Origin of the sequence: Streptomyces sp. SP18CS02, from assembly GCF_036322365.1 — a bacterium.
In the GTDB taxonomy this organism is placed as follows: domain Bacteria; phylum Actinomycetota; class Actinomycetes; order Streptomycetales; family Streptomycetaceae; genus Streptomyces.
This window is the reverse complement of the sequence record NZ_JAQYXC010000303.1, coordinates 292,299-313,354: the sequence shown is the minus strand read 5'-3', so window position 1 is coordinate 313,354 and position 21,056 is coordinate 292,299. Positions and strand designations below refer to the sequence as shown.

The 21,056-nt window shown below is 72.9% G+C and carries 14 protein-coding genes; 6 read left to right on the top strand and 8 right to left on the bottom strand.

The features are described 5' to 3' along the window. Positions 1-24: 24 nt before the first annotated feature. The 5 genes from glgB to PUR26_RS32335 form a co-directional block, all read right to left on the bottom strand. Positions 25-2,367, bottom strand: a complete 2,343-nt coding sequence (gene glgB / locus PUR26_RS32355) for a 1,4-alpha-glucan branching enzyme (protein WP_329878032.1) — start codon at positions 2,365-2,367, stop codon at positions 25-27. A 14-nt stretch (positions 2,368-2,381) separates the two neighbouring features. Next, the gene (locus PUR26_RS32350; protein WP_329878030.1) at positions 2,382-3,776 is read right to left on the bottom strand and encodes a maltokinase N-terminal cap-like domain-containing protein; all 1,395 of its coding nucleotides are present in this window, start codon (positions 3,774-3,776) and stop codon (positions 2,382-2,384) included. Between the two features lie 184 nt (positions 3,777-3,960). Continuing rightward, positions 3,961-5,685 carry a maltose alpha-D-glucosyltransferase gene (gene treS, locus PUR26_RS32345; protein WP_329878028.1) on the bottom strand — a complete coding sequence of 575 codons (1,725 nt, stop codon included), beginning with the start codon at positions 5,683-5,685 and terminating at the stop codon, positions 3,961-3,963. After that, complete coding sequence (locus tag PUR26_RS32340) at positions 5,682-7,667, bottom strand: alpha-1,4-glucan--maltose-1-phosphate maltosyltransferase (protein WP_329878578.1); 1,986 nt, start codon at positions 7,665-7,667, stop codon at positions 5,682-5,684. Before PUR26_RS32340 ends, treS begins: the two co-directional genes overlap by 4 nt. 333 nt (positions 7,668-8,000) lie before the next feature. Beyond that, positions 8,001-8,939 (bottom strand): SDR family oxidoreductase, encoded by a 939-nt coding sequence (locus PUR26_RS32335; RefSeq protein WP_329878026.1) that lies wholly within the window; start codon positions 8,937-8,939, stop codon positions 8,001-8,003. A 117-nt stretch (positions 8,940-9,056) separates the two neighbouring features. Here PUR26_RS32335 and PUR26_RS32330 point away from each other — a divergent pair, with 117 nt between their 5' ends. From PUR26_RS32330 to glgP, 6 genes are all read left to right on the top strand, one after another. After that, complete coding sequence (locus PUR26_RS32330; protein WP_329878024.1) at positions 9,057-10,010, top strand: AraC family transcriptional regulator; 954 nt, start codon at positions 9,057-9,059, stop codon at positions 10,008-10,010. 118 nt (positions 10,011-10,128) lie between these two features. Further along, positions 10,129-10,677, top strand: coding sequence for a 4-hydroxyphenylacetate 3-hydroxylase N-terminal domain-containing protein (locus PUR26_RS32325; RefSeq protein WP_329878022.1), 549 nt, complete (start codon positions 10,129-10,131; stop codon positions 10,675-10,677). Further along, complete coding sequence (locus PUR26_RS32320) at positions 10,674-11,189, top strand: hypothetical protein (RefSeq protein WP_329878020.1); 516 nt, start codon at positions 10,674-10,676, stop codon at positions 11,187-11,189. Before PUR26_RS32325 ends, PUR26_RS32320 begins: the two co-directional genes overlap by 4 nt. Positions 11,190-11,247: 58 nt before the next feature. Next, a complete protein-coding gene (locus tag PUR26_RS32315) occupies positions 11,248-12,369 on the top strand; it encodes a monodechloroaminopyrrolnitrin synthase PrnB family protein (RefSeq protein WP_329878018.1) in 1,122 nt (373 codons plus the stop codon). Between the two features lie 12 nt (positions 12,370-12,381). Further along, a complete protein-coding gene (locus tag PUR26_RS32310) occupies positions 12,382-13,683 on the top strand; it encodes an FAD-dependent monooxygenase (protein WP_329878016.1) in 1,302 nt (433 codons plus the stop codon). A gap of 109 nt (positions 13,684-13,792) precedes the next feature. Beyond that, a complete protein-coding gene (gene glgP, locus PUR26_RS32305; RefSeq protein ID WP_329878014.1) occupies positions 13,793-16,411 on the top strand; it encodes an alpha-glucan family phosphorylase in 2,619 nt (872 codons plus the stop codon). Between the two features lie 36 nt (positions 16,412-16,447). Here the strand turns inward: glgP and PUR26_RS32300 are convergent, their stop codons facing one another. The 3 genes from PUR26_RS32300 to PUR26_RS32290 all read right to left on the bottom strand — a co-directional run bounded on the left by PUR26_RS32300 (position 16,448) and on the right by PUR26_RS32290 (position 20,945). Further along, positions 16,448-18,079, bottom strand: a complete 1,632-nt coding sequence (locus tag PUR26_RS32300) for a sensor histidine kinase (protein WP_329878012.1) — start codon at positions 18,077-18,079, stop codon at positions 16,448-16,450. A 58-nt stretch (positions 18,080-18,137) separates the two neighbouring features. Continuing rightward, on the bottom strand, positions 18,138-18,797 hold the full coding sequence (locus PUR26_RS32295) for a response regulator transcription factor (protein WP_329878010.1): 660 nt from the start codon (positions 18,795-18,797) through the stop codon (positions 18,138-18,140). Positions 18,798-18,914: 117 nt separating this feature from the next. Continuing rightward, positions 18,915-20,945 (bottom strand): M4 family metallopeptidase, encoded by a 2,031-nt coding sequence (locus tag PUR26_RS32290; protein ID WP_329878008.1) that lies wholly within the window; start codon positions 20,943-20,945, stop codon positions 18,915-18,917. Positions 20,946-21,056 lie beyond the last annotated feature (111 nt).

The window sequence follows — 21,056 nt, the reverse complement described above, 5'->3', positions numbered from 1 at the left end:
ACCCCGGCAGGACGTCCAGGACCCTCAGGCCGGCCTGAACCACACCGTCGCCAGCGGCGGCAGCGTCAGCCGCACCGCACCCGGCTCAGCCTTCACCGGATCGGCGTTGCGGACGTCGCTGCCGCCGTACCGGGCGTCGTCGGTGTTCAGGACCTCCGCCCAGGCGGCGGTCCCCTCCGGTGCCCACAGCCGGTAGTCGTGGCGCACCACCGGCGAGAAGTTGCTCACCGCCAGCAGCGGGGAGCCCTGGGCGTCGTACCGCAGGAACGCGAGGACGTTGTCCTCGCCCGCGTCCCCGAGCGACCACTGGAAACCCTCGGGGACGGTGTCCCGCTCCCACAACGCCGGCGTGGCCGCGTACACCGCGTTCAGGTCCCGCACCAGGTCCCTGATGCCCCGGTGGTCGCCCGCCGAGTGGTACGCGTCCTCCGTCAGCCACCACTCCGGCCCGTGCGCCTCCGACCACTCGGCGCCCTGTGCGAACTCCTGTCCCATGAACAGCAGTTGCTTGCCCGGGTGTGCCCACATGAAGCCCAGGTACGCCCGGTGGTTGGCGCGCCGCTGCCACCAGTCGCCCGGCATCTTGGTGACCAGGGCCTGCTTGCCGTGCACCACCTCGTCGTGCGAGATCGGCAGGACGTAGTTCTCGCTGTACGCGTACACCATCGAGAACGTCATCTCGTTGTGGTGGTACTTGCGGTGCACCGGCTCCTTGGACATGTACACCAGCGAGTCGTGCATCCAGCCCATGTTCCACTTCAGCCCGAAGCCGAGACCGCCGCTGTCCGTGGGCCGGGTGACGCCCTCCCAGGCCGTGGACTCCTCGGCGATCGTCACCACGCCCGGGCAGCGGCGGTAGACGGTGGCGTTCATCTCCTGGAGGAAGGCCACCGCGTCGAAGTTCTCCCGGCCGCCGTACTCGTTCGGGGCCCACTCGCCGCTCTCGCGCGAGTAGTCCAGGTAGAGCATCGAGGCGACCGCGTCGACCCGCAGGCCGTCGATGTGGAACTCCTGGCACCAGTAGACGGCGTTCGCCACGAGGAAGTTGCGCACCTCGGTCCGGCCGTAGTCGAACTCCAGCGTGCCCCAGTCGGGGTGCTCCGCCCGGCGCGGGTCGGGGTGCTCGTACAGCGGCGTGCCGTCGAAGCGGGCCAGCGCCCAGTCGTCCTTCGGGAAGTGCGCCGGGACCCAGTCGACGAGCACCCCGATGCCCGCCCGGTGCAGCGAGTCGACCAGGAACCGGAAGTCGTCGGGGGTGCCCAAGCGGGCGGTCGGCGCGTAGTAGGAGGTGACCTGGTACCCCCACGAGGGGCTGTACGGGTGCTCGGACACCGGCATCAGCTCGACGTGCGTGAAGCCGAGCTCCTTCACGTACGCGGGCAGCTGTTCGGCGAGCTCCCGGTAGCCCAGCCCCGGCCGCCAGGACGCCAGGTGGAGCTCGTACACCGAGAACGGCGCCTCGTGGACGGGCCGGTCGCCGCGGTGGGCCATCCACTCCTGGTCCCGCCACTCGTAGGCGGAGGCGGTGACGACGGAGGCGGTCTCGGGCGGGCACTGGGTGCGGCGGGCCATCGGGTCGGCGCGCAGCGAGTGGTGGCCGTCGGGCCCCACGACCTCGAACTTGTACAGGGTGCCCTCGCCGAGGCCCGGGACGAACAGCTCCCAGACACCGCTGCGGCCCAGGGAACGCAGGGGCAGCCCCGTCCCGTCCCAGTAGCTGAACTCGCCGGCCAGCCGCACCCCGCGCGCGTTCGGCGCCCACACGGTGAAACGGGTGCCCGCGACGCCCTGGTGGGTCATCGGGTGCGCGCCGAGCGCCGTCCACAGCTCCTCGTGGCGGCCCTCGCCGATCAGGTGCAGGTCCAGCTCCCCGAGCGTGGGCAGGAAGCGGTACGGATCCTCCGTCTCGGTCTCGTGGCCGTCCGCGTACGTCACCAGGAGGCGGTAGCGCGGTACCTCGTCCAGCGGCAGCACCCCGGAGAACAGGCCGTCGCCGTCGTCGTGCAGCTCGGCCCGCACCCCCTCGGCTAGCACGGTCACGGCCTGTGCGCAGGGGCGCAGGGCCCGGAAGGCCACACCCTGCGCGACCCGGTGCGCGCCCAGCAGCCCGTGCGGGTCGTGGTGTTCGCCGGCGAGCAGCCGCCACCGGTCTGCTGCGTCGACCGGGTGCGCGGGAACGCCCTCGCCGCTCCGGCGGGGCCGGGGCGGAGTGCCGGCCGGCGGCACCGGGAGCGCGGCGGCCTCCGGTGCGGGGGCCTGCGCGGCCCGGGCCGGCTGTGCGGACTTCACGGCCGGGACCTTCGGCGTCTTGGCGGCCTCGGGGGCTTGCGCGGTCGCCGGGTTACGGGTCGGTCGGCGGGGGGTCACGGGGAAATGCCTCCTCAGGGAGCGTTCACGTCGGAGGGCTGTTCGGCCAGACGGCGGATCGCCGCCATCGGCACGGACAGCCAGTCGGGGCGGTGCCGGGCCTCGTAGAGCACCTCGTACACGGCCTTGTCCGTCTCGTAGGCACGCAGCAGCGCCGGTTCGGCGCGCGGATCGGTGCCGGAAGCGTCGGCGTACCCGGTGCAGTACGCGTCCCTGCACCGCTGCGCCCAGTCCGGGTTCCAGGGGCGGTACCAGCGGGCCGCGTAGTCGAAGGAGCGCAGCATGCCGGCCACGTCCCGGACCGGAGGCTGCGGCCGGCAGCGCTCGGCGAGCGGCTTCGCGGGTTCGCCCTCGAAGTCGATGACCGACCATTCGCCGTCGCGGGTGCGCAGGGTCTGGCCCAGGTGGAGGTCGCCGTGCACCCGTTGGGCCCGCCAGGTGCCGTTGCTCCGTCCGGGTTCACCGACCGCCTCGAAGGCGGCGCGCAGTCCGGGGACGTACGGCATGAGCGCGGGCACCGCCTGGGCGGCGGCGTCCAGGCGCCGGCTCATCCCCAGCGCCAGGCTCTCGGTCTGCGGCCGGCCCAGGGTGACCGTCGGCAGGGCGTCCGCCAGCGCGGTGTGCACCTCGGCGGTGGCCCGGCCCAGCGCCCGCGCCTCGGTGGTGAAGTCGCGCCCGGACGAGAGCGCGTCGAGGGCGAGCTGCCAGCCGTCCTGCGAGCCGCGCAGATACGGCTGGAGGACGCCCAGGGTGCTCGCGCCCTCCGGGCGGCCGTTGCCGGTCTCGTACCAGGCTACGGGCGCCGGCACCCGGGTGCATCCCGCCCTGGACAGCGCGAGGGGCAGCTCCAGGTCGGGGTTGGCCCCCGGGTAGACGCGCCGGTAGATCTTCAGGATGTACGCGTCGCCGTACACCAGGGACGAGTTGGACTGCTCGGCGTCCAGGACGCGCGGGGGCAGTCCCTCGGGGATGTGCACCGTGCGGGAGAACCGCAGCGGGCCGAGCGGTCCGGGTGTGCGCAATCGTTCCAGCAGAAGTGCGGCAAGGCGCGGATCGCTCAGACCCTCGTAGACGGTACGGCCCGCCAGCGGGCCCTCCGTCACCCGGCCGATCAGCGCGGGAGCCAGCTGCGGCGGCAGTGTCGTCCGCACGCCCAGCAGCAGCTGGTAGCAGTCGGCGGGCGGCGCGGACGCCAGGCCCGGCTGCTGGACCCGGACGAGCAGATGGAGCAGGCCCGGGCCTGCCGTGCCGATGGGCAGCAGCTCGGTCGCCGAGACGAGCGCGAACCCCGTGACGGGGCGGCCCTTCCCGGCGAACCAGCGCTGCCGTGGCAGCCATTCGTGGAGCAACGGGCCGAGCGACGGCACCAGGGCGACGGGGGCCCGGGCTGTGGATGCGGTCTCCGACATGGCAGCGCGTCCTTTCCCCGGGCACTACAGAATGCACAGAATGTGCAGAGTGTCCCGGAATGCGGCAAGTGCTGTCCGGCTGTGCGGGACGTGTCGGGCGGGGATGGTCCGGATAGACCCGAATCGACGTATGAGGGGGAGAGTGCCCAGGGCGAGGCGGCAGAAACGCCTCGCCCCCGGCTCCTCAGCGCTTCTTGGGCCTGACGCTCTTCACGGCGTCCTTGCGGAGCCGGAACCAGTAGAAACCGTGACCCGCGAGGGTGAGCAGATACGGCCATTCGCCGATCGCGGGGAAGCGGACCCCGCCGATCAGCTCCACCGGATGCAGCTCGTTGAACTGCCGCAGGTCCAGCTCCGTCGGCTGTGGGAAGCGCGAGAAGTTGTGCACGCACATCACCAGGTCGTCGCCGTACTCCCGGAGGAAGGCGAGGACCGCCGGGTTCGACGAGGGCAGCTCGGTGTACGAGCCCAGGCCGAAGGCGGGGTTCTGCTTGCGGATCTCGATCATGCGCCGCGTCCAGTGCAGCAGCGACGACGGGGAGGCCATCGAGGCCTCGACGTTGGTGACCTGGTAGCCGTAGACCGGGTCCATGATCGTCGGGAGGTAGAGCCGGCCCGGGTCGCACGAGGAGAAGCCCGCGTTGCGGTCGGGCGTCCACTGCATCGGGGTGCGCACGGCGTCCCGGTCGCCCAGCCAGATGTTGTCACCCATGCCGATCTCGTCGCCGTAGTACAGGATCGGCGAGCCGGGCAGGGACAGCAGCAGCGCGGTGAACAGCTCGATCTGGTTGCGGTCGTTGTCCAGCAGCGAGGCGAGCCGGCGCCGGATCCCGATGTTGGCACGCATCCGGGGATCCTTGGCGTACTCCGCGTACATGTAGTCGCGCTCTTCGTCGGTGACCATCTCCAGCGTCAGCTCGTCGTGGTTGCGCAGGAAGATGCCCCACTGGCAGCCCGCCGGGATCGCCGGGGTCTTGGCCAGGATTTCGGAGACGGGGTAGCGCGACTCCCGGCGGACCGCCATGAAGATGCGCGGCATCACGGGGAAGTGGAAGGCCATGTGGCACTCGTCGCCACCGGCCGGGAAGTCGCCGAAGTAGTCGACGACGTCCTCGGGCCACTGGTTGGCCTCGGCGAGCAGCACCGTGTCCGGGTACTGCGCGTCGATCTCCTTGCGCACCCGCTTGAGGAAGGAGTGCGTCGCCGGGAGGTTCTCGCAGTTGGTGCCCTCCTCCTGGTACAGGTAGGGCACGGCGTCCAGGCGGAAGCCGTCGATGCCCAGGTCCAGCCAGAAGCGCAGGGCGGACATGATCTCCTGCTGCACGGCGGGGTTCTCGTAGTTGAGGTCGGGCTGGTGGGAGAAGAACCGGTGCCAGTAGTACTGCTTGCGCACCGGGTCGAAGGTCCAGTTGGACGTCTCGGTGTCGACGAAGATGATCCGGGCGTCCTGGTACTGCTTGTCGTCGTCGGCCCAGACGTAGTAGTCGCCGTACGGGCCGTCCGGGTCGTTGCGCGATTCCTGGAACCACGGGTGCTGGTCGCTGGTGTGGTTCATCACGAAGTCGATGATGACCCGCATGCCGCGCTGGTGCGCGGCGTCCACGAACTCGACGAAGTCGGCGAGGTCGCCGAACTCCGGCAGGACCGACGTGTAGTCCGCGACGTCGTAACCACCGTCCCGCAGAGGGGACTTGAAGAACGGCGGCAGCCAGAGGCAGTCGACTCCGAGCCACTGGAGGTAGTCCAGTTTGGAGGTGATGCCCTTGAGGTCGCCCACGCCGTCGCCGTTGCTGTCCTGGAAGGACCGGACGAGTACCTCGTAGAAGACGGCGCGCTTGAACCAGTCGGGATCCCGGTCCTTGGCGGGAGTGTCCTCGAAGGTGTCGTGGACGGGCTCGTTGACGATCATGATGTGGGTGACCCTCCGATCGGCGGGGACGGTCGCAGGACCAGGATGTGCGCGGGCGTGACGCCAGGCTCTAGGCGCACATAGTTGGCCCTGCCCCAGTGATAGGTCTCGCCGGTGAGCTCATCGCGCACCGGCACGGTCTCGTGCCAGTCCAGCCCGAGCTCCGGCATGTCCAACGAGACCGTAGCCTCCTGGGTATGGTGCGGGTCGAGGTTGACGACCATCAGAAGGATGTTCGAACCGGAGCGTTTGCTGTACGCGATGACCGCGTCGTTGTCCGCGTGGTGGAACCGCACCGAGCGCAGCCGCCGCAGCGCGGCGTTGCGGCGTCTGATCCGGTTGAGCCTGGTGATCAGCGGAGTGATCGTCCGCCCCTCGCGTTCCGCCGACTCCCAGTCGCGCGGCCGGAGTTGGTACTTCTCCGAGTCCAGGTACTCCTCGCTGCCCGCCCGCAGGGGCGTGTTCTCGCACAGCTCGTACCCGGCGTACATGCCCCACGAGGGCGACATCGTGGCGGCCAGCACCGCACGCACCTCGAACGCCGGACGGCCACCCTCCTGGAGGTAGGCGTGCAGGATGTCGGGCGTGTTCACGAAGAAGTTCGGCCGCATGACGGCGGCCGTGTCGCCGGACAGCTCGGTGAGGTACTCGGTCAGCTCCTGCTTGGTGTTGCGCCACGTGAAGTACGTGTACGACTGCTGGAAGCCGATCGCCCCCAGGGTGTGCATCATCGCCGGACGGGTGAACGCCTCCGCCAGGAAGATCACGTCCGGGTCGGTCCGGTTGACGGTCGAGATCACCTTCTCCCAGAACACCACCGGTTTGGTGTGCGGATTGTCGACCCGGAAGATGCGCACACCATGGGCCATCCAGTGCCGCAGCACCCGCAGGGTCTCCCGCACGATGCCGCGCATGTCCTGGTCGAACGCGATCGGGTAGATGTCCTGGTACTTCTTGGGCGGGTTCTCCGCGTACGCGATGGAGCCGTCCGCGCGGTGGTGGAACCACGCCGGGCGCCCGGCCACCCAGGGGTGGTCGGGCGAGCACTGGAGCGCGAAGTCCAGGGCGACCTCCAGACGCAGCTCCCGGGCGCGCGCCACGAAGGCGTCGAAGTCCTCCAGGGTCCCCAGGTCGGGGTGGACCGCGTCGTGGCCCCCCTCGGCGGAGCCGATCGCCCACGGCACGCCCACGTCGTCGGGCTCCGGCGCGAGGCTGTTGTTGCGGCCCTTGCGGTGCGTGGTGCCGATCGGGTGGATCGGCGGCAGGTACACCACGTCGAAGCCCATCGCGGCGATGGCGGGCAGCCGCTCGGCGGCCGTGCGCAGGGTGCCGGAGACGAGCCGGCCGTCCTCGTACCTCGCCCCCTCCGAACGCGGGAACATCTCGTACCACGACCCGAAGAGCGCCCGCTCGCGCTCGACGAGCAGCGGCAGGGGCCTGGACGAGGAGACCAGTTCGCGCAGCGGATGACGGGACAGCGCCTCGTCCGCGTCCGCGGCGAGGGCGGCGGCGAGCCGCTCCCCGGCGGGCAGCCGCACGTCCCTCAGCGCGTCCACGGCGGCGAGCACCGCCTCCCGGCCCTCGTTCTTCGGTACCCCCTCGGCGGCCCGCTCGTACAGCGCGGCGCCCTCCGCCAGCACCAGCTCCGTGTCGATGTCCGCCGGGATCTTGATCCCCGCGTGGTGGCGCCAGGTGGCCACCGGATCGCTCCACGCCTCGACGGTGTACGACCACCGGCCCTCGCTGGAGGGCGTCACATCGGCGCCCCAGCGGTCGGTGCCGGGGGCGAGCTCGCGCATCGGGGTGAACGGGCCGGGCCGGCCGGCCGGGTCCGTCAGGACGACGTTGGCGGCCACCGCGTCATGGCCTTCGCGGAAGACGGTGGCGGTGATCCGGAAGGTCTCGCCGGCCACCGCCTTGGCGGGCTTTCTGCCGCAGTCGACCAGTGGACGGACGTCCAGAACGGGAATGCGGCCAATCAGCGAATTCACGGCATCACCTGAGGGTTGCGTACGGATATCGCTCTTTGTAGCTGCTCCGTTGACGAGTGGCGGGGCGCAGGCATCACCGCTCCTGTCCGGGTTCACTCGGGTGGGCGGGTACCGCAGGAGCCTTCCCATACTCTTCGTGTGGGCAATCCGACGGATTGTTAACTACCAGGACGTAGGCCGAACGGCGAGAACCGGCCCCGTTCGATGGAAATCGGGGCCGGTCGTCGCGCCGGGAGTGTCAAGGCACCCGACCGGGCCCCGGACGGGTGCGGCGGCGGCCGTCCGCCACCCTCCGACGGGGCCCCCACCAGGGGTGACCGGAGGTCAGACGCCGCGCGCCGCCTGCTCCTCCGGGTCGGCCGCCCACACCTGCCACGGCTGGCGCGTCACCCACTCGTCCACGGGCGCCGGAGCGAGTGAGAGCACCCCGGCCGACAGGCCGTCGTCGCCCGCCAGCAGCATCGGGTCGCCGCCGCACGCCATGTAGTGGTAGACGCCCGCCACACCCGCCGCGGCGGCCCCGCCCAGCATCTGCGCCACCTCCCGTTCGAACACCGAGGGGGCCAGGGACCGGTAGCGCACCTCACGCCCCAGACCATGGCCGAATTCCCTCGCCAGTTCATGCCCCGTCAGGGTCCGCATTCCGCCGATGTCGAAGGTGCGGCCCTCCACGCCGTCCGCCGTCAGCGCCGCGTGCACCGCCTCGGCGAGGTCCCGGTGCGAGATCCACGCCGTCGGCGTGTCCGCGGGCAGGGGGTAGGCGAGGACGCCGTCGTTCACCAGGGCGGGCCCGTTCCACGGACTGAAGAGGTTGTCCAGGTAGACCGGCGGGCGCAGCACGACCAGCGGTACGCCGCTGTCGCGCAGCAGCTCCTCGGTGAGCCGGCGCGTCTCGAAGGCGGCCAGACCGGTCGGATGCGCCGGAATGCGGGTGTTGGCGTTGTAGACCAGCCGCTGGAGCCCCGCCTCGCGCGCCGCCGCCGCGATGTTCCGCGCGTACCCGCGTACCCGCTCCGGCTCGTATACGAGCGGCATCACCACCGCGGCATGGGTGGCGCCCGTGAAGAGCAGCCGTACGTCCTCGGCATCGCCCAGGTCGCCCGCGGCGAACGAGACCCCCCGCAGCGGCGGCCGGTCGCCCTCCGGGCGGCGCGTCAGCGTGCGCACCCGGTGGCCGCGCTCCGCCAGGAGACGGGCGACGGCACTCCCCTGGAATCCCGCCGCTCCCACGACCGCTACCCGCATCGGAATCTGCTCGGACATATGCCTGAAGGGCCCTTCGATAGGGTGTGACTGCTGCCAGGACGGCACCTCTCAGGCTGGCGGCGGCGGCTTCGGCCGATCAATTAACAAACCGGGGCGGGGGTTGAAGGATCGTCCATGGATACCGTGGGTACCGAGAAAGACGACCTCCTCAGCGAGCTGCTGAAACCACTGCGCCTGACCGGGGTGTTCGACAGCCGCTGGTACGTCAGCGCCCCGTGGGCCATCGAGGGCGACACCGAACACGGTTGCGCCGTCCTCCATTACGTGGTGGAGGGCGACTGCTGGATCACCGCCGCCGGGCAGGCCCCCAGGGAGCTGCGCGCGGGCGACCTCGCCCTCTTCCCGGCCGGCGCGGCACACCGGCTCTCCGACCACCCGGACCGGCAGGGCGTACCGCTCAAGGCCGTCCTGCCCGAGCGGCAGCCCGGCACCTCCGGCGAGATCCGCATCGACGGCGCGGGGCCCGTGAGCCGGCTGCTGTGCGCCGGACTGCACTACGACGCCGGAGCGGCGAACGGCCTGTACAAGGCGCTGCCCTGGGTGCTCGTCCTCGGCGGCGACCAGGTCGAGCGCGAACCGCTGCTGCGCGACACCCTGCGGCTGCTCGCCGCCACGGACCGGCCGGTCGGGCCCGGCGACCGGCTGATCACCCTGCGCGCCTTCGAGATGGCCATGGTGCTCGCCCTGCGCCCGCTGCTGAGCAAGCTCAGCGAGAACCCCGACTGCCTGCCGGTGCTCCACCACCCGGGGGTCAGCCGTGCCATGGTGGTGATCTCGACCCGGTTCGCCGAGCCGTGGACCATCGAGTCGCTGGCCCGCGAGGCGGGCATGTCCCGGTCGGCGTTCACCGCGGCCTTCCGCGAACTCGTCGGGGAGGCCCCGGCCCGCCATCTGACCGGCCGGCGCATGCAGGAGGCGGCCCGGCTCCTCGGCGAGACATCGCTGCCCCAGTCCGCCGTGCCGCAGCGGGTCGGCTATCAGAGCGCGGTCGGCTTCCATCTCGCCTTCCGCAAATGGTTCGGAGTGACGCCGGGGGAGTACCGCACCAGCGCGTGCAGTGCAGCCTGACGGCGATAACAGGCCGACTGGCGAGTTCTTAAGGACGACTGGACGGTCCTTCATTGCCCTGGGCGCACACGCCCGACAGGCTTCTGCACCGGCATGCCGTTCCGCAGGAGGAGCAAGGGTGACGAGGTCAGGTCAGGAGTACCGGGAGTCGCTGCCCGACGGCCGCGAGATCCGGCTCGACGGCGAGCGGATCGAGGACGTCACCCGGCACCCCGGCATCCGCGGCACCGCCGGGTCCCTCGCGATGCCGTACGGCCTCGCCCATGACTCCGAGCGCACCCCGGTGCCCACCCGGGGCGGCGTCCACCCGGCGTACGCCGTGCCCCGCGCCCACGAGGACCTCGTCGCCCGCCGCCGGGCGTCCGCGGTGTGGGCCGAGGCGGGCTCCGGCTTCCTCGGCCGCACGCCCGACTGCGCGGCGAGCGGCGCCGCGGTGCCGGGCGTACGCTCGCCGGGCACCCCGGCCGAGGAGCGCGTCACGCCGCTCAAGCCGGTGGGGGACGCGCTCGGTTCACAACGCGCCGGGCGCCACGAGCGGTACGAGCGCTTCTCCCGCGGAGGCCCGCCCGTCCGTCCGCCGCAGCAGGCGTGGGAGGGCGACGGCGCCGCGTGCGGGAGCCCGGCACCGGCCTGTCCCGACGGCTCCGGCCTGGAGGCGATCCGGTGACCGCGCCCCGGCGACGCGGGGCGGGCGCGGCGCCGGTGCTGCCGGCCGCCACCCCGCTGCGGCTCGCCATGGACACGGCACTCGTCGACGTCGCGCCGCCGTCGAGCGGCGAGGGCCCCGGGCCCGCCGGCCCCTCCGGGACCGCCGGCACCCGCCTCATCGCCTTCCGCGCCCCGGGCCGCCGCAGCAGCCTCCTCCTCGGAGTCGCCGCCGGAGCCGCGCCCGAGGGGACGGGACCGGCCGCGGGCCTCGTCAGCACCGGCCGGCGGTCCGGCTCCGTGCCGGGCCTCACCGCCCCGGCGGCCGTCGACACCACCCGTACGGACGCGTCGGGCGCCGCCACCGCGACGGCAGGGACCGCGGTGGCCGGGACCGCCGGACGCAAGGCGGCGCCGCGCACCGGCGCCGCCTTCGCGGCGGTCGCCGCCCTGCTCTCGGCACGACAGTCCCAGAGCCCGCCCGCCCCCGCACCGGCGCCGCCGCGCCAGGAGCGGCCGGGCGACCCGCGGTGACCGCCCGACCCGGCGGCCCGCGTCACTCCTGAACCGACCGCCCTAGGGGGGCATCCCGTTGACCCTGTACGACCTTGTCGCGCCCGGCACCGCCGGCTGCGCGGAACCGCGCTACCGGATAGCCGACATACGCGCGGCCGACCCGCTCGGCGCGGACGCGGTGCTCGCCGCGCTGCCCGCGATGAACCGGGACGCCGACGTCCCCGCGCTCACCGTCGCCCTGCGCGCCCTCGTCCCCGACCTCGACCGCGTCGCCGGGTGGAGCGTCGTCGAGGCCCTCGCCGCCATGCGCGACATCGGGATGCTGCTCGGCTCGCTCAAACGGCACGGCACCGAACCGGTCGCCGCCGTCCCCGACGTCCTGCCCGTGCTGGAGGCCCTGGCCCGCCGCACCGACATGGTGCCCCGCGACACCGTGCACCACTACACCACCTGGAACCCCCTCGGACGGCGCCAGCGCATGTACACCGGCGAGCAGATCGAGGCCCACCTCCAGGAAGCCGTCCGGATGGTCTTCCCCTGCCTCGTCGCCGCCCTGGACACCTGCGGGGAACTGGCCCGCCTCGAACCGTACGACCCGGGCTTCGCCGTCGCGCTCGACCGTACCGCCCAGCACGTGCAGACCATGGTCGACTCGATCGACTTCACCGTCGCCCACGTCCCGCCCGCCTTCTTCGCCCGGACCCTGCGCCCGTACTTCGAGGAGATCGACGTCGACGGCCGCGACTACCTCGGCCCCGCCGCCGCCCAGGTGCCGCTCTGGCTGATCGACCTGACCCTCTGGCAGAGCGACCGCTCCACCCCCGAGTACGACGACTTCCTCACCGAGACGGCCCGCTACAGCCTGCCGCCGTGGCGCGCCTTCCACGCCGCCCACCGCGCGGGCACCTCGGCCGTCGGCAAACTGTCGGCCGCCCTCAGCTGGGAGACCGTGCACCGCATGCCGCCCCGGCTCACCGCCTCCGCCGTCTCCCTCGCCCGGGTCCTGCGCGTCCTCAAGACGTTCCGGGCCCGCCACATGGGCATCGCCCGCAAGGCGTACAGCGACGACCTGCGCCTGTACGACGAGGGCAGCGGCGGCGCACCCCTCGCGCTTCTGCGCGCGGTGCTCGACCTGACCAGGGACAACGAGACGCTGGTGCGCCGTGCCACGCAGCGGCCGCGCACCGGCGCTGCCTGAGAGGACACGGACATGACCCCGCACATCCTCATCGCGGGCGGCGGCATCGCCGGGCTGACCGCCGCGCTCAGCCTGCACGCCGTCGGCTACGAACGGATCACCGTCGTCGAGGCGGCCCGCCGGATCCGCCCCATCGGCGCCGGGCTCAACCTGATGCCCGACGCGGTGCGCGAACTCGACGCGCTGGGGATCCTCGACCGGCTGGAGACCCACGCCGTACGGACCCGTGAGCTGCGCTACTACCACCGCGGCGGCGGCCTGATCTGCCGAGAGGAGCGCGGCCTGCGGGCCGGCTACCGCTGGCCCCAGCTCTCCCTGCACCGCGGCCACCTCCAGCAGGTGCTGGCCGAGGCGGTACGCCGACGGCTGGGCGCCGACGCCATCGTGGGGGGCGTACGGGTGAACTGCCTGGCCGTCCTCCCGGACGGCCGGACCCGGGTCCAGCTCCAGCACCGCGACGGCGCGACCCGGGGCCTGGCCTCCTTCGAGCCGGACGTCCTGATCGGAGCCGACGGCATCCGCTCGGCGGTCCGCGCCGCCCTCAACCCCGGCGAGGGCGAGCCGCCCTGGAACGGTCACCTGGTGTGGCGGGGAGTGTCCCGGATGGAGGCCCGCAGGGCCGCCCCGTTCATGCTCGTCGCGGGCGACGACCGGCACAAGGCCGTCGTCTACCCGCTGACCGAGCCGTCCCCCGGCCGCCGGGAGGTCCTCGTCAACTGGGCGCTGACCATGCCCGCCGACGCCCTCGACGACCCCGGGGACCACGGGCGCGGCGACTGGGACCGCCGCGTCCCGGTCGGCCGGTTCCTGCACCACTACGCCGGCTGGCGGTTCGACGGCGTCAGCGTCCCCGACGTGCTGCGCGCGACCGACGCCGCCTTCGAGTACCCGATGGTGGACCGGGAGCCGCTGGCCCGCTGGAGCCACGGCCGCACCACCCTGATCGGTGACGCGGCCCACGCGATGTACCCGGTCGGCTCCAACGGAGCCACCCAGTCCGTCGTCGACGCCCGCGCCCTCGCCCACGCCATGGCGACACACCCCGGTCCGGCCGAGGCGCTGCGGGCGTACGAGGAGGCGCGCAGGCCCGCCATGACGGAGCTTCAGCTGGCGAACCGCGGCCTCGGACCGGAGGCCGTCATCAATCTGGCCCACCAGCGTGCGCCCGGCGGGTTCCTCGACATCGACGACGTCATACCGCCGCGGGAACGCCGGGAGATCGCGGCCCGGTACGCCGGGACCGGCGCATTCGACCCGGCGACGGTCAACCTCGGCTCGCCGTACGAGGTACCGGTGGGCGCCGCGCTCCCCTGAGTGCGCCGTGGTTGAGGGGGCCGGGTGCCACTAACGTCGAAGGGTGAAGGCGGGCGCGCACCGTTGCGCGTCCGCCCCGATCGGCATCTCCCCTGCGAAGGTGGAACACGTGAAGGCAATCCGTCGATTCACCGTGCGCCCCGTCCTCCCCGAACCACTTCGACCACTCAGCGACCTCTCGCGCAACCTGCGCTGGTCCTGGCACGCCGAGACCCGTGAGCTCTTCCGCTCCGTCGACCCCGAGGGGTGGCGGGCCGCGGGGGGCGACCCCGTCCGGCTCCTCGGCTCCGTCTCCGCCGGCCGGCTCGCCGAGCTGGCCGGGGACGAGAACTTCATGGGCCGGCTCACCGCCGCCTCCGACGACCTGGAGGACTACCTGCGCGGCAGCAGGTGGTACCAGGACCAGGACGCCCAAGGCGCGCGGCTGCCCGCCGCCGTCGCCTACTTCTCGCCCGAATTCGGGGTCACCGCGGCCCTGCCCCAGTACTCCGGCGGCCTCGGCATCCTCGCCGGCGACCACCTCAAGGCCGCCTCCGACCTCGGCGTACCGCTGATCGGGGTCGGGCTGCTCTACCGGCACGGCTACTTCCGCCAGTCGCTCTCCCGCGACGGGTGGCAACAGGAGCACTACCCGCTCCTCGACCCCAACGAGCTCCCCGTCGCCCTGCTGCGCCGGCCAGGCGGCAGCCCCGTGCGGATCACGCTCGCCCTGCCCGGCGGCCGCTGCCTGTACGCCCACGTCTGGGTGGCGCAGGTGGGCCGTGTGCCGCTGCTGATGCTCGACTCGGACGTCGAGGAGAACGGGCCCGGCGAGCGCGATGTGACCGACCGGCTGTACGGCGGGGGCAGCGAACACCGGCTGCTGCAGGAGATGCTCCTGGGGATAGGAGGTGTCCGGGCGGTACGGGCCTACTGCGCGGTCACCGGCCACCCCGAGCCCGAGGTGTTCCACACCAACGAGGGGCACGCCGGTTTCCTCGGCCTGGAACGCATCCAGGAGCTGAGCACGGACGGCGTCGGCTTCGACGCCGCACTGGAGGCGGTCAGGGCGGGCACCGTCTTCACCACCCACACCCCGGTGCCCGCCGGCATCGACCGCTTCGACCGCGAACTCGTCGCCCGCCACTTCGGCGACGGCGCGGAGCTGCCGGGCGTGGACGTCGGACGGATCCTCCAGCTCGGGCTGGAGACCTACCCCGGCGGCGAACCCGGCCTCTTCAACATGGCCGTGATGGGCCTGCGCCTGGCCCAGCGGGCCAACGGCGTGTCCACCCTGCACGGCGCCGTCAGCCGGTGCATGTTCGCCGGCCTGTGGCCCGGGTTCGACCCCGACGAGGTGCCGATCACCTCCATCACCAACGGTGTCCACGCCCCCACCTGGGTCGCTCCGGAGGTCCTGCGCCTCGGCGCGGGGGCCGACGGCCCCGGGCCCGCCCGGGACGCGCTCGGCGCCGACGGCCCTGAGCGCTGGAACGCCGTCGCCGACTCCGACCTCTGGGAGCTGCGCCGCTCCCTGCGCGAACAGCTGGTGGGCGAGGTGCGCACCCGGCTGCGCGCCTCCTGGCGGCAGCGAGGCGCCGGCTCCGCCGAGCTCGGCTGGATCGACGGGGTGCTGGACCCCGACATCCTCACCATCGGATTCGCCCGCCGGGTCCCCTCGTACAAGCGCCTCACCCTGATGCTGCGCGACCGCGACCGGCTCATGGACATGCTGCTGCACCCGACCCGGCCGGTGCAGATCGTCGTCGCGGGCAAGGCGCACCCGGCCGACGACGGCGGCAAGCGGCTGGTGCAGGAGCTGGTCCGGTTCTCCGACGACCCGCGCGTGCGCCACCGGATCGTCTTCCTGCCGGACTACGGCATGGGAATGGCCCAGAAGCTCTATCCCGGCTGCGACGTGTGGCTCAACAACCCGCTGCGGCCGCTGGAGGCCTGCGGGACCAGCGGGATGAAGGCCGCGCTCAACGGCTGCCTCAACCTGTCGGTCCTCGACGGCTGGTGGGACGAGTGGTACGAGCCGGACTTCGGCTGGGCCATCCCGACCGCGGACGGCCCCACCACCGACGAGGACCGGCGCGACGAGCTGGAGGCGAACGCGCTGTACGACCTGATCGAGCAGCGGGTCGCCCCCCGCTTCTACGACCGGGGCGGCGACGGGCTGCCCGGGCGGTGGATCGAGATGGTCCGCCGCACGCTCACCCACCTCGGCCCCAAGGTCCTCGCCGGGCGGATGGTGCGCGAGTACGTGGAGCTGCTGTACGCCCCCGCCGCCCGCGCCCACCGGTCCCTGGACACCGGCGCGGCCCGGGAGCTGGCCGCCTGGAAGAGCCGGGTGCGCACGGCCTGGCCCGGTGTGGCGGTGGACCACGTCGAGGTGGACGAGGCCAACTGCGTCGCGGAGCTCGGTTCCACCCTGGCCCTGCGGGTGCGGGTCGCCCTCGGCGACCTCCAGCCCGAGGACGTGGACGTGCAGGCGGTCGCCGGACGGGTCGACACCCATGACTCGCTCGCCGACGGCCAGGCGTTCCCGCTGAAGCCGGCGGGCGGCCCCGACCAGCAGGGGCGCTGGATCTACGAGGGGCCGCTCACCCTCGACCGCACCGGCCCGTTCGGCTACACCGTCCGCATACTGCCGTCCCACCGGCTGCTCGCGGCCGGCACGGACCTGGGGCTGGTCGCGCTGCCGACGGAGAGCACCGGAGAGGGAGCCGGGGTCCTGATGCGGTGACCGTCCGGCATCCGGCGCACCCGCCCCGTCGCCCCCTCACACGGGGGGTGGCGGGGCGGGGGACGTCGTGGGGGAGGAGCCGGGACCGGCCACGACCGCGCGGTCGGCCAGGCGGCCGTCGCGGAAGCACAGCCGGTACACCGGCAGGACCGTGAACTCGCCCGTCCGGTAGTACAGGCACTCGTCCATCCCCGGCGGCTCCGCCGGCGCCGTCCGGGGCGGGCCGTCGAGCGAGTGGGGCGGCAGCCGGGTCTCCACGTCCGCGCGGGCGTCCCCCACCCGGATGCGGTCGTAGGTGGCGCGGTCCATGGCCGAGTGCGTCTGCGTCCAGTAACCGAACCCCGCCATCAGGACGACCAGCCCGGTCAGCAGCGCGAGCGGGATCAGGATCGCCTGCGCCAGACCACGCCGCACCCGGCGGGTCGCGCGGCTGAGTTCACGGCTGGCGGTGGGAGCTTCCGCCGACAGTGGCGACAGTGGCGACAGCGGCGACAGCGCGGGCGGCGGAGCCGGCGCGGGTGCCGCGCCGGCGGCTCCGACGGGCAGCGACGCGGTCACCGTGAACCCGCCGTCCTCCGCCGGGCCGTGGGTGAGCGTGCCGCCCGCGAGCCGGACCCGCTCGTCGAGTCCCACCAGCCCGGTACCGCCCGAGACGGGGGCGGGCCGGGGGCCGGCGGGGCACGGGGCGTTGGTGACGGTGGCGGTCAGGGTCCCGGCCTCCCGTACGACACGGGCGGTGACCGGGGCGCCCGGGGCGTGCTTGGCGGCGTTGGTCAGCGCCTCCTGCACCACCCGGTGCACCGCCCGGTCGGTCATCGGCGGCAGCGGGCCGTCCGCGTCCCCGGTCTCGTCGGTCAGCTCCACCGCCATGCCGGAGGCCCGCGCCCGGTCGACGACCTGGCGCACGGTCTCCCCGGCCGGCGCGGTGGGCGCGGCGTCCTCGCCGGCGCGCAGCACCCCGATGATGTCCCGCAGCCGGGCGGTGGCCTCGGCGGCCGCCCGGCGCAGCTCGTCCGCCGCGGCCCGCTGGGCGGGGTCCGCCGAACCGGCGACCTGGAGGGCCGCGGCCCGTACCGCGATCAGCGCCAGGTCGTGACCGAGCGAGTCGTGCATGTCGCCCGCGATCCTGGACCGCTCGCGCAGCCGTGCCCGGTCGGCCGCCGCCCGCTGTTCGCGCTCCATCCGCTCGGCCAGCTCCCAGCCGGTGCGTACCAGTTGCGCGTACTGGCGTACGTACCGCCCGGCCAGCCAGGGCGCCACCACGGTCAGCGCCAGGGTGATCACCAGGCTGAACCACACCCACAGCCGGGAACCGCCGGCCAGCGTCACCAGCAGACCGGCCGCGGCCACCGCCCCGAACAGCCACAGCGCCGGACGGGTGTGCTCCGAACGCCGGCCGGCCAGATACCCGAAGGCGGCGAGCGCGAGAACGTACGACGCGGTGAACAGCTCCGGCGAGGTGGCGAGCGACGCCGCCGCCACCAGGGCGAGCGGGACCAGCGGCCGGCTCCGGCACAGGGCCGCGCACACGCCGAGGAGTGCCACCCCGGCGCCGACCCGCGGCCAGCTGCCTCCGTCGTTCGGATCGGACCGGAGCAGGACCGGGACGCTCAGGAAGGCCCACAGGGCCAGGTCGCACAGGTGGTGCCGGAGTCGTTCGCGCCGCATGCCCCTACCTTGCCCGACGGCCCCCGGGCGGGGCCTCCGGCGAAAGCAGGGGGTGCGGTCAGGCCGCCGGGTCGACCAGCCCCGCCTCGTACGCCAGGATCGCCAGCTGCACGCGGTTCTTCAGGCCCAGCCGGGCCAGCACGGCGCTGACGTGCGCCTTGACGGTTCCCTCGACGATGTACAGCCGCGCCGCGATCTCGCCGTTGGCCAGCCCGGCTCCGACGAGCGCCACGACCTCGCGCTCCCGTCCGGTCAGCGGCGCCAGCCGCTCCTTCGCCTCGGCGGCCCGCGACAGCCGCCCGGTGCCGAGGTGGTTGATGACGCGGTGGGCCACGTCGGGGGAGAGGAACGCGGCGCCCCCGGCCACCGCCCGGACGCCCGCGATCAGTTCGTAGGGGTCGCCGGACTTGAGCAGGAACCCGCTCACGCCCGAGCCGAGCGCCCGGACGATGTACTCGTCCTCGGAGAAGGTCGTCAGCATGACGAGCGCGGTCTCCGGGGCCGTACGCCGCAGCTCCTCGGCGGCCTGGAGACCGTCCAGCCGCGGCATGCGGATGTCGAGCAGGGCCACGGCCGGCCGGTGCCTGCGGACGAGCTCGACGGCCTCGTGACCGTCGCCCGCCTCCGCGACGACCTCGATGCCGGGGGCGGCGGTGAGGATCGCCTTCACGCCCGCGCGGATCATCGTCTCGTCGTCGGCCAGCAGCACCCTGATCATCCGTTCACGATACGTGGAGCCGCCCGGTGGGAACCGGAGTTCCCGCCGGGCGGCCGTCGTGCTGTGGTGCTGTGCTGCTGTGCTGCGCCGTGCCGGGTCGCCGGGCGACCGGCGGACCTACGGGAAGGTCAGCTTGAAGCCGCTGATGTACCCGGTGTCCTGCGCCGCCTTGTCCTGCGCGCGCAGCTTCCACGAGCCGTTGGCCACCTCGGAGGAGGCGTTGACCGTGTAGGTCGCCTGTACGTTGTCCGCCGAGTCGGAGGAGCTGAACGGCTTCAGGTTGTACACCGACCCGTCCGGGGCCACCAGGTCCACGACCAGGTCACCGCGCCAGGTGTGGATGATGTCCACGTCGACCTTGAGGGCCGAGGGGGCGTTGCCGGTGACGCCGGTGACGTTGACGGCCGAGGTGACCGCGGCGCCGTTGTCCGGGATGGCGACGTCCGCGGTGTTCTCGAAGACCTTGCCGGTGCCCGGGTCGCCGCCGCCGGGGCGGGTTCCGACGTTGATGCCGGCCCACGCGTTCTCGACGGCCTTCACCTCGGCGCTGGCCGCGCCGTAGAGCTCGGTGGCCACGGCCACGGTGCCGGTGCGGGCGCCCGCGTAGTTGGTGGTGGAGTTGAACTTGGTGGTGAGCGCCTTGAACCAGATCAGCGCGGCCTTGTCACGGCCGATGCCGGTGACGGGCAGACCGTCGGAGGTCGGCGAGTCGTAGTTGACGCCGTTGACGGTCTTGGCGCCGCTGCCCTCGGAGAGCAGGTAGAACCAGTGGTTCGCCGGCCCGGAGGAGTAGTGCACGTCGATGCTGCCGATACCGGAGTACCAGGCGTCCTTGGACGAGCCGTCCTTGCTGGGCTTGTCCATGTAGCGCAGCGGGGTGCCGTTGCCGCGGATGTCGATCTTCTCGCCGACCAGGTAGTCGCCGACGTCCTGCGGGTTGTTGGCGTGGAACTCGACGGCGGCCGCGAAGATGTCGGAGGTCGCCTCGTTCAGGCCGCCCGACTCACCGCTGTAGACGAGCTTGGCGGTGTTGGAGGTGACGCCGTGCGTCATCTCGTGCGCGGCGACGTCGATGGACGTCAGCGGCTTGGTGTTGCCGCTGCCGTCGCCGTACGTCATGCAGAAGCAGCTGTCCTGCCAGAACGCGTTGACGTACGCGTTGCCGTAGTGGACCCGGGAGTAGGCACCGACGCCGTCGCCCCTGATGCCCGAACGGCCGTGCACGTTCTTGTAGTAGTCCCAGGTGAGCGCGGCACCGTAGTGGGCGTCGGCGCCGGCGGTCTCCGCGTTCTGCGGCGTACCGTCACCCCAGATGTCGTCGGAGCCGGAGAAGAGCGTCCCGGTGCCGGAGGTGCCGCGGTTGAGGTTGTACGTCTTGTGGTTGCCGCGGGCCGTGTCGGTCAGGCTGTACGAGGGCGCCGTGCCCAGCGTCACCTGGCCGCTGTACTGCGTGTTCCCGGTGCCCGTCTCGACGGCCTGCCACTCGTAGAGCTTCTTGCCGGTGGTGGCGTCGGTGACGACGTGCAGCTCGTTGGGGGTGCCGTCGTGCTGGAGTCCGCCCACGACCGTCTCGTACGCGAGGACCGGCTTGCCCTGCGCCAGCCAGACCACCTTGCGCGGGGCGCGGTCGGCGGCGGCCTTCTTGGAGCCCTCCGCCTCGGCGGCGGTCAGCGCCTGCCGCTCGGCCGCGGCCGGGGCGACGTCCGCGGTGGTGTCGACGTTCTTGAGCTCCGCCCGGGACGCCTTGGTGACGCCCTCGGTCGCCCCCGCCCTGCTCTCGGCGACCACGAGGTCGCCGCCCAGCACCGGCAGGCCGGCGTAGGTGCGCTCGTAGCGGGTGTGGGTGGTGCCGTCGCGGTCCTGGACCACGTCGCGCACGACGAGCTTCTCCTGGGCGCCCAGGCCGAGCTCCTTGGCGGTGTCCGCCTTCGAAGCGTCGGCCGCGCGTATCAGCGCGGCACGCTGGGCGGGGGAGAGGTCGGCGGGCAGCGCACCCGGGTCGGCCTTGCCGGTGGCCTGGGCCTTCGGGGCGATCCCCCAGCCGTCGTCGGCGGTGGCGGAGCCGGTCTGCACGCTCACGGCGAGCATGGCGGCGGCGGCGATAAGAGCGCCTGTCGCGGTGGCGCGACGGCTTGGCGTGGGTCTCACGCAGACTCCTTTTGCGAGGGGGGTACCGGCAGCTGGGTAAGCCGTCCGGGCGGAGCAAACAGAGCTGGTGGAACAAGTGGTGCGCGGAACGGGGGAAGAGTGGCAGTCGGG

Excerpts from the sequence above, each read along its gene's own strand:
- PUR26_RS32350 (WP_329878030.1), bottom strand. The coding sequence starts at position 3,776 with ATGTCGGAGACCGCATCCACAGCCCGGGCCCCCGTCGCCCTGGTGCCG.
- treS (WP_329878028.1), bottom strand. The coding sequence starts at position 5,685 with ATGATCGTCAACGAGCCCGTCCACGACACCTTCGAGGACACTCCCGCC.
- PUR26_RS32335 (WP_329878026.1), bottom strand. The coding sequence starts at position 8,939 with ATGTCCGAGCAGATTCCGATGCGGGTAGCGGTCGTGGGAGCGGCGGGA.
- PUR26_RS32330 (WP_329878024.1), top strand. The coding sequence starts at position 9,057 with ATGGATACCGTGGGTACCGAGAAAGACGACCTCCTCAGCGAGCTGCTG.
- PUR26_RS32310 (WP_329878016.1), top strand. The coding sequence starts at position 12,382 with ATGACCCCGCACATCCTCATCGCGGGCGGCGGCATCGCCGGGCTGACC.
- PUR26_RS32300 (WP_329878012.1), bottom strand. The coding sequence starts at position 18,079 with ATGCGGCGCGAACGACTCCGGCACCACCTGTGCGACCTGGCCCTGTGG.
- PUR26_RS32295 (WP_329878010.1), bottom strand. The coding sequence starts at position 18,797 with ATGATCAGGGTGCTGCTGGCCGACGACGAGACGATGATCCGCGCGGGC.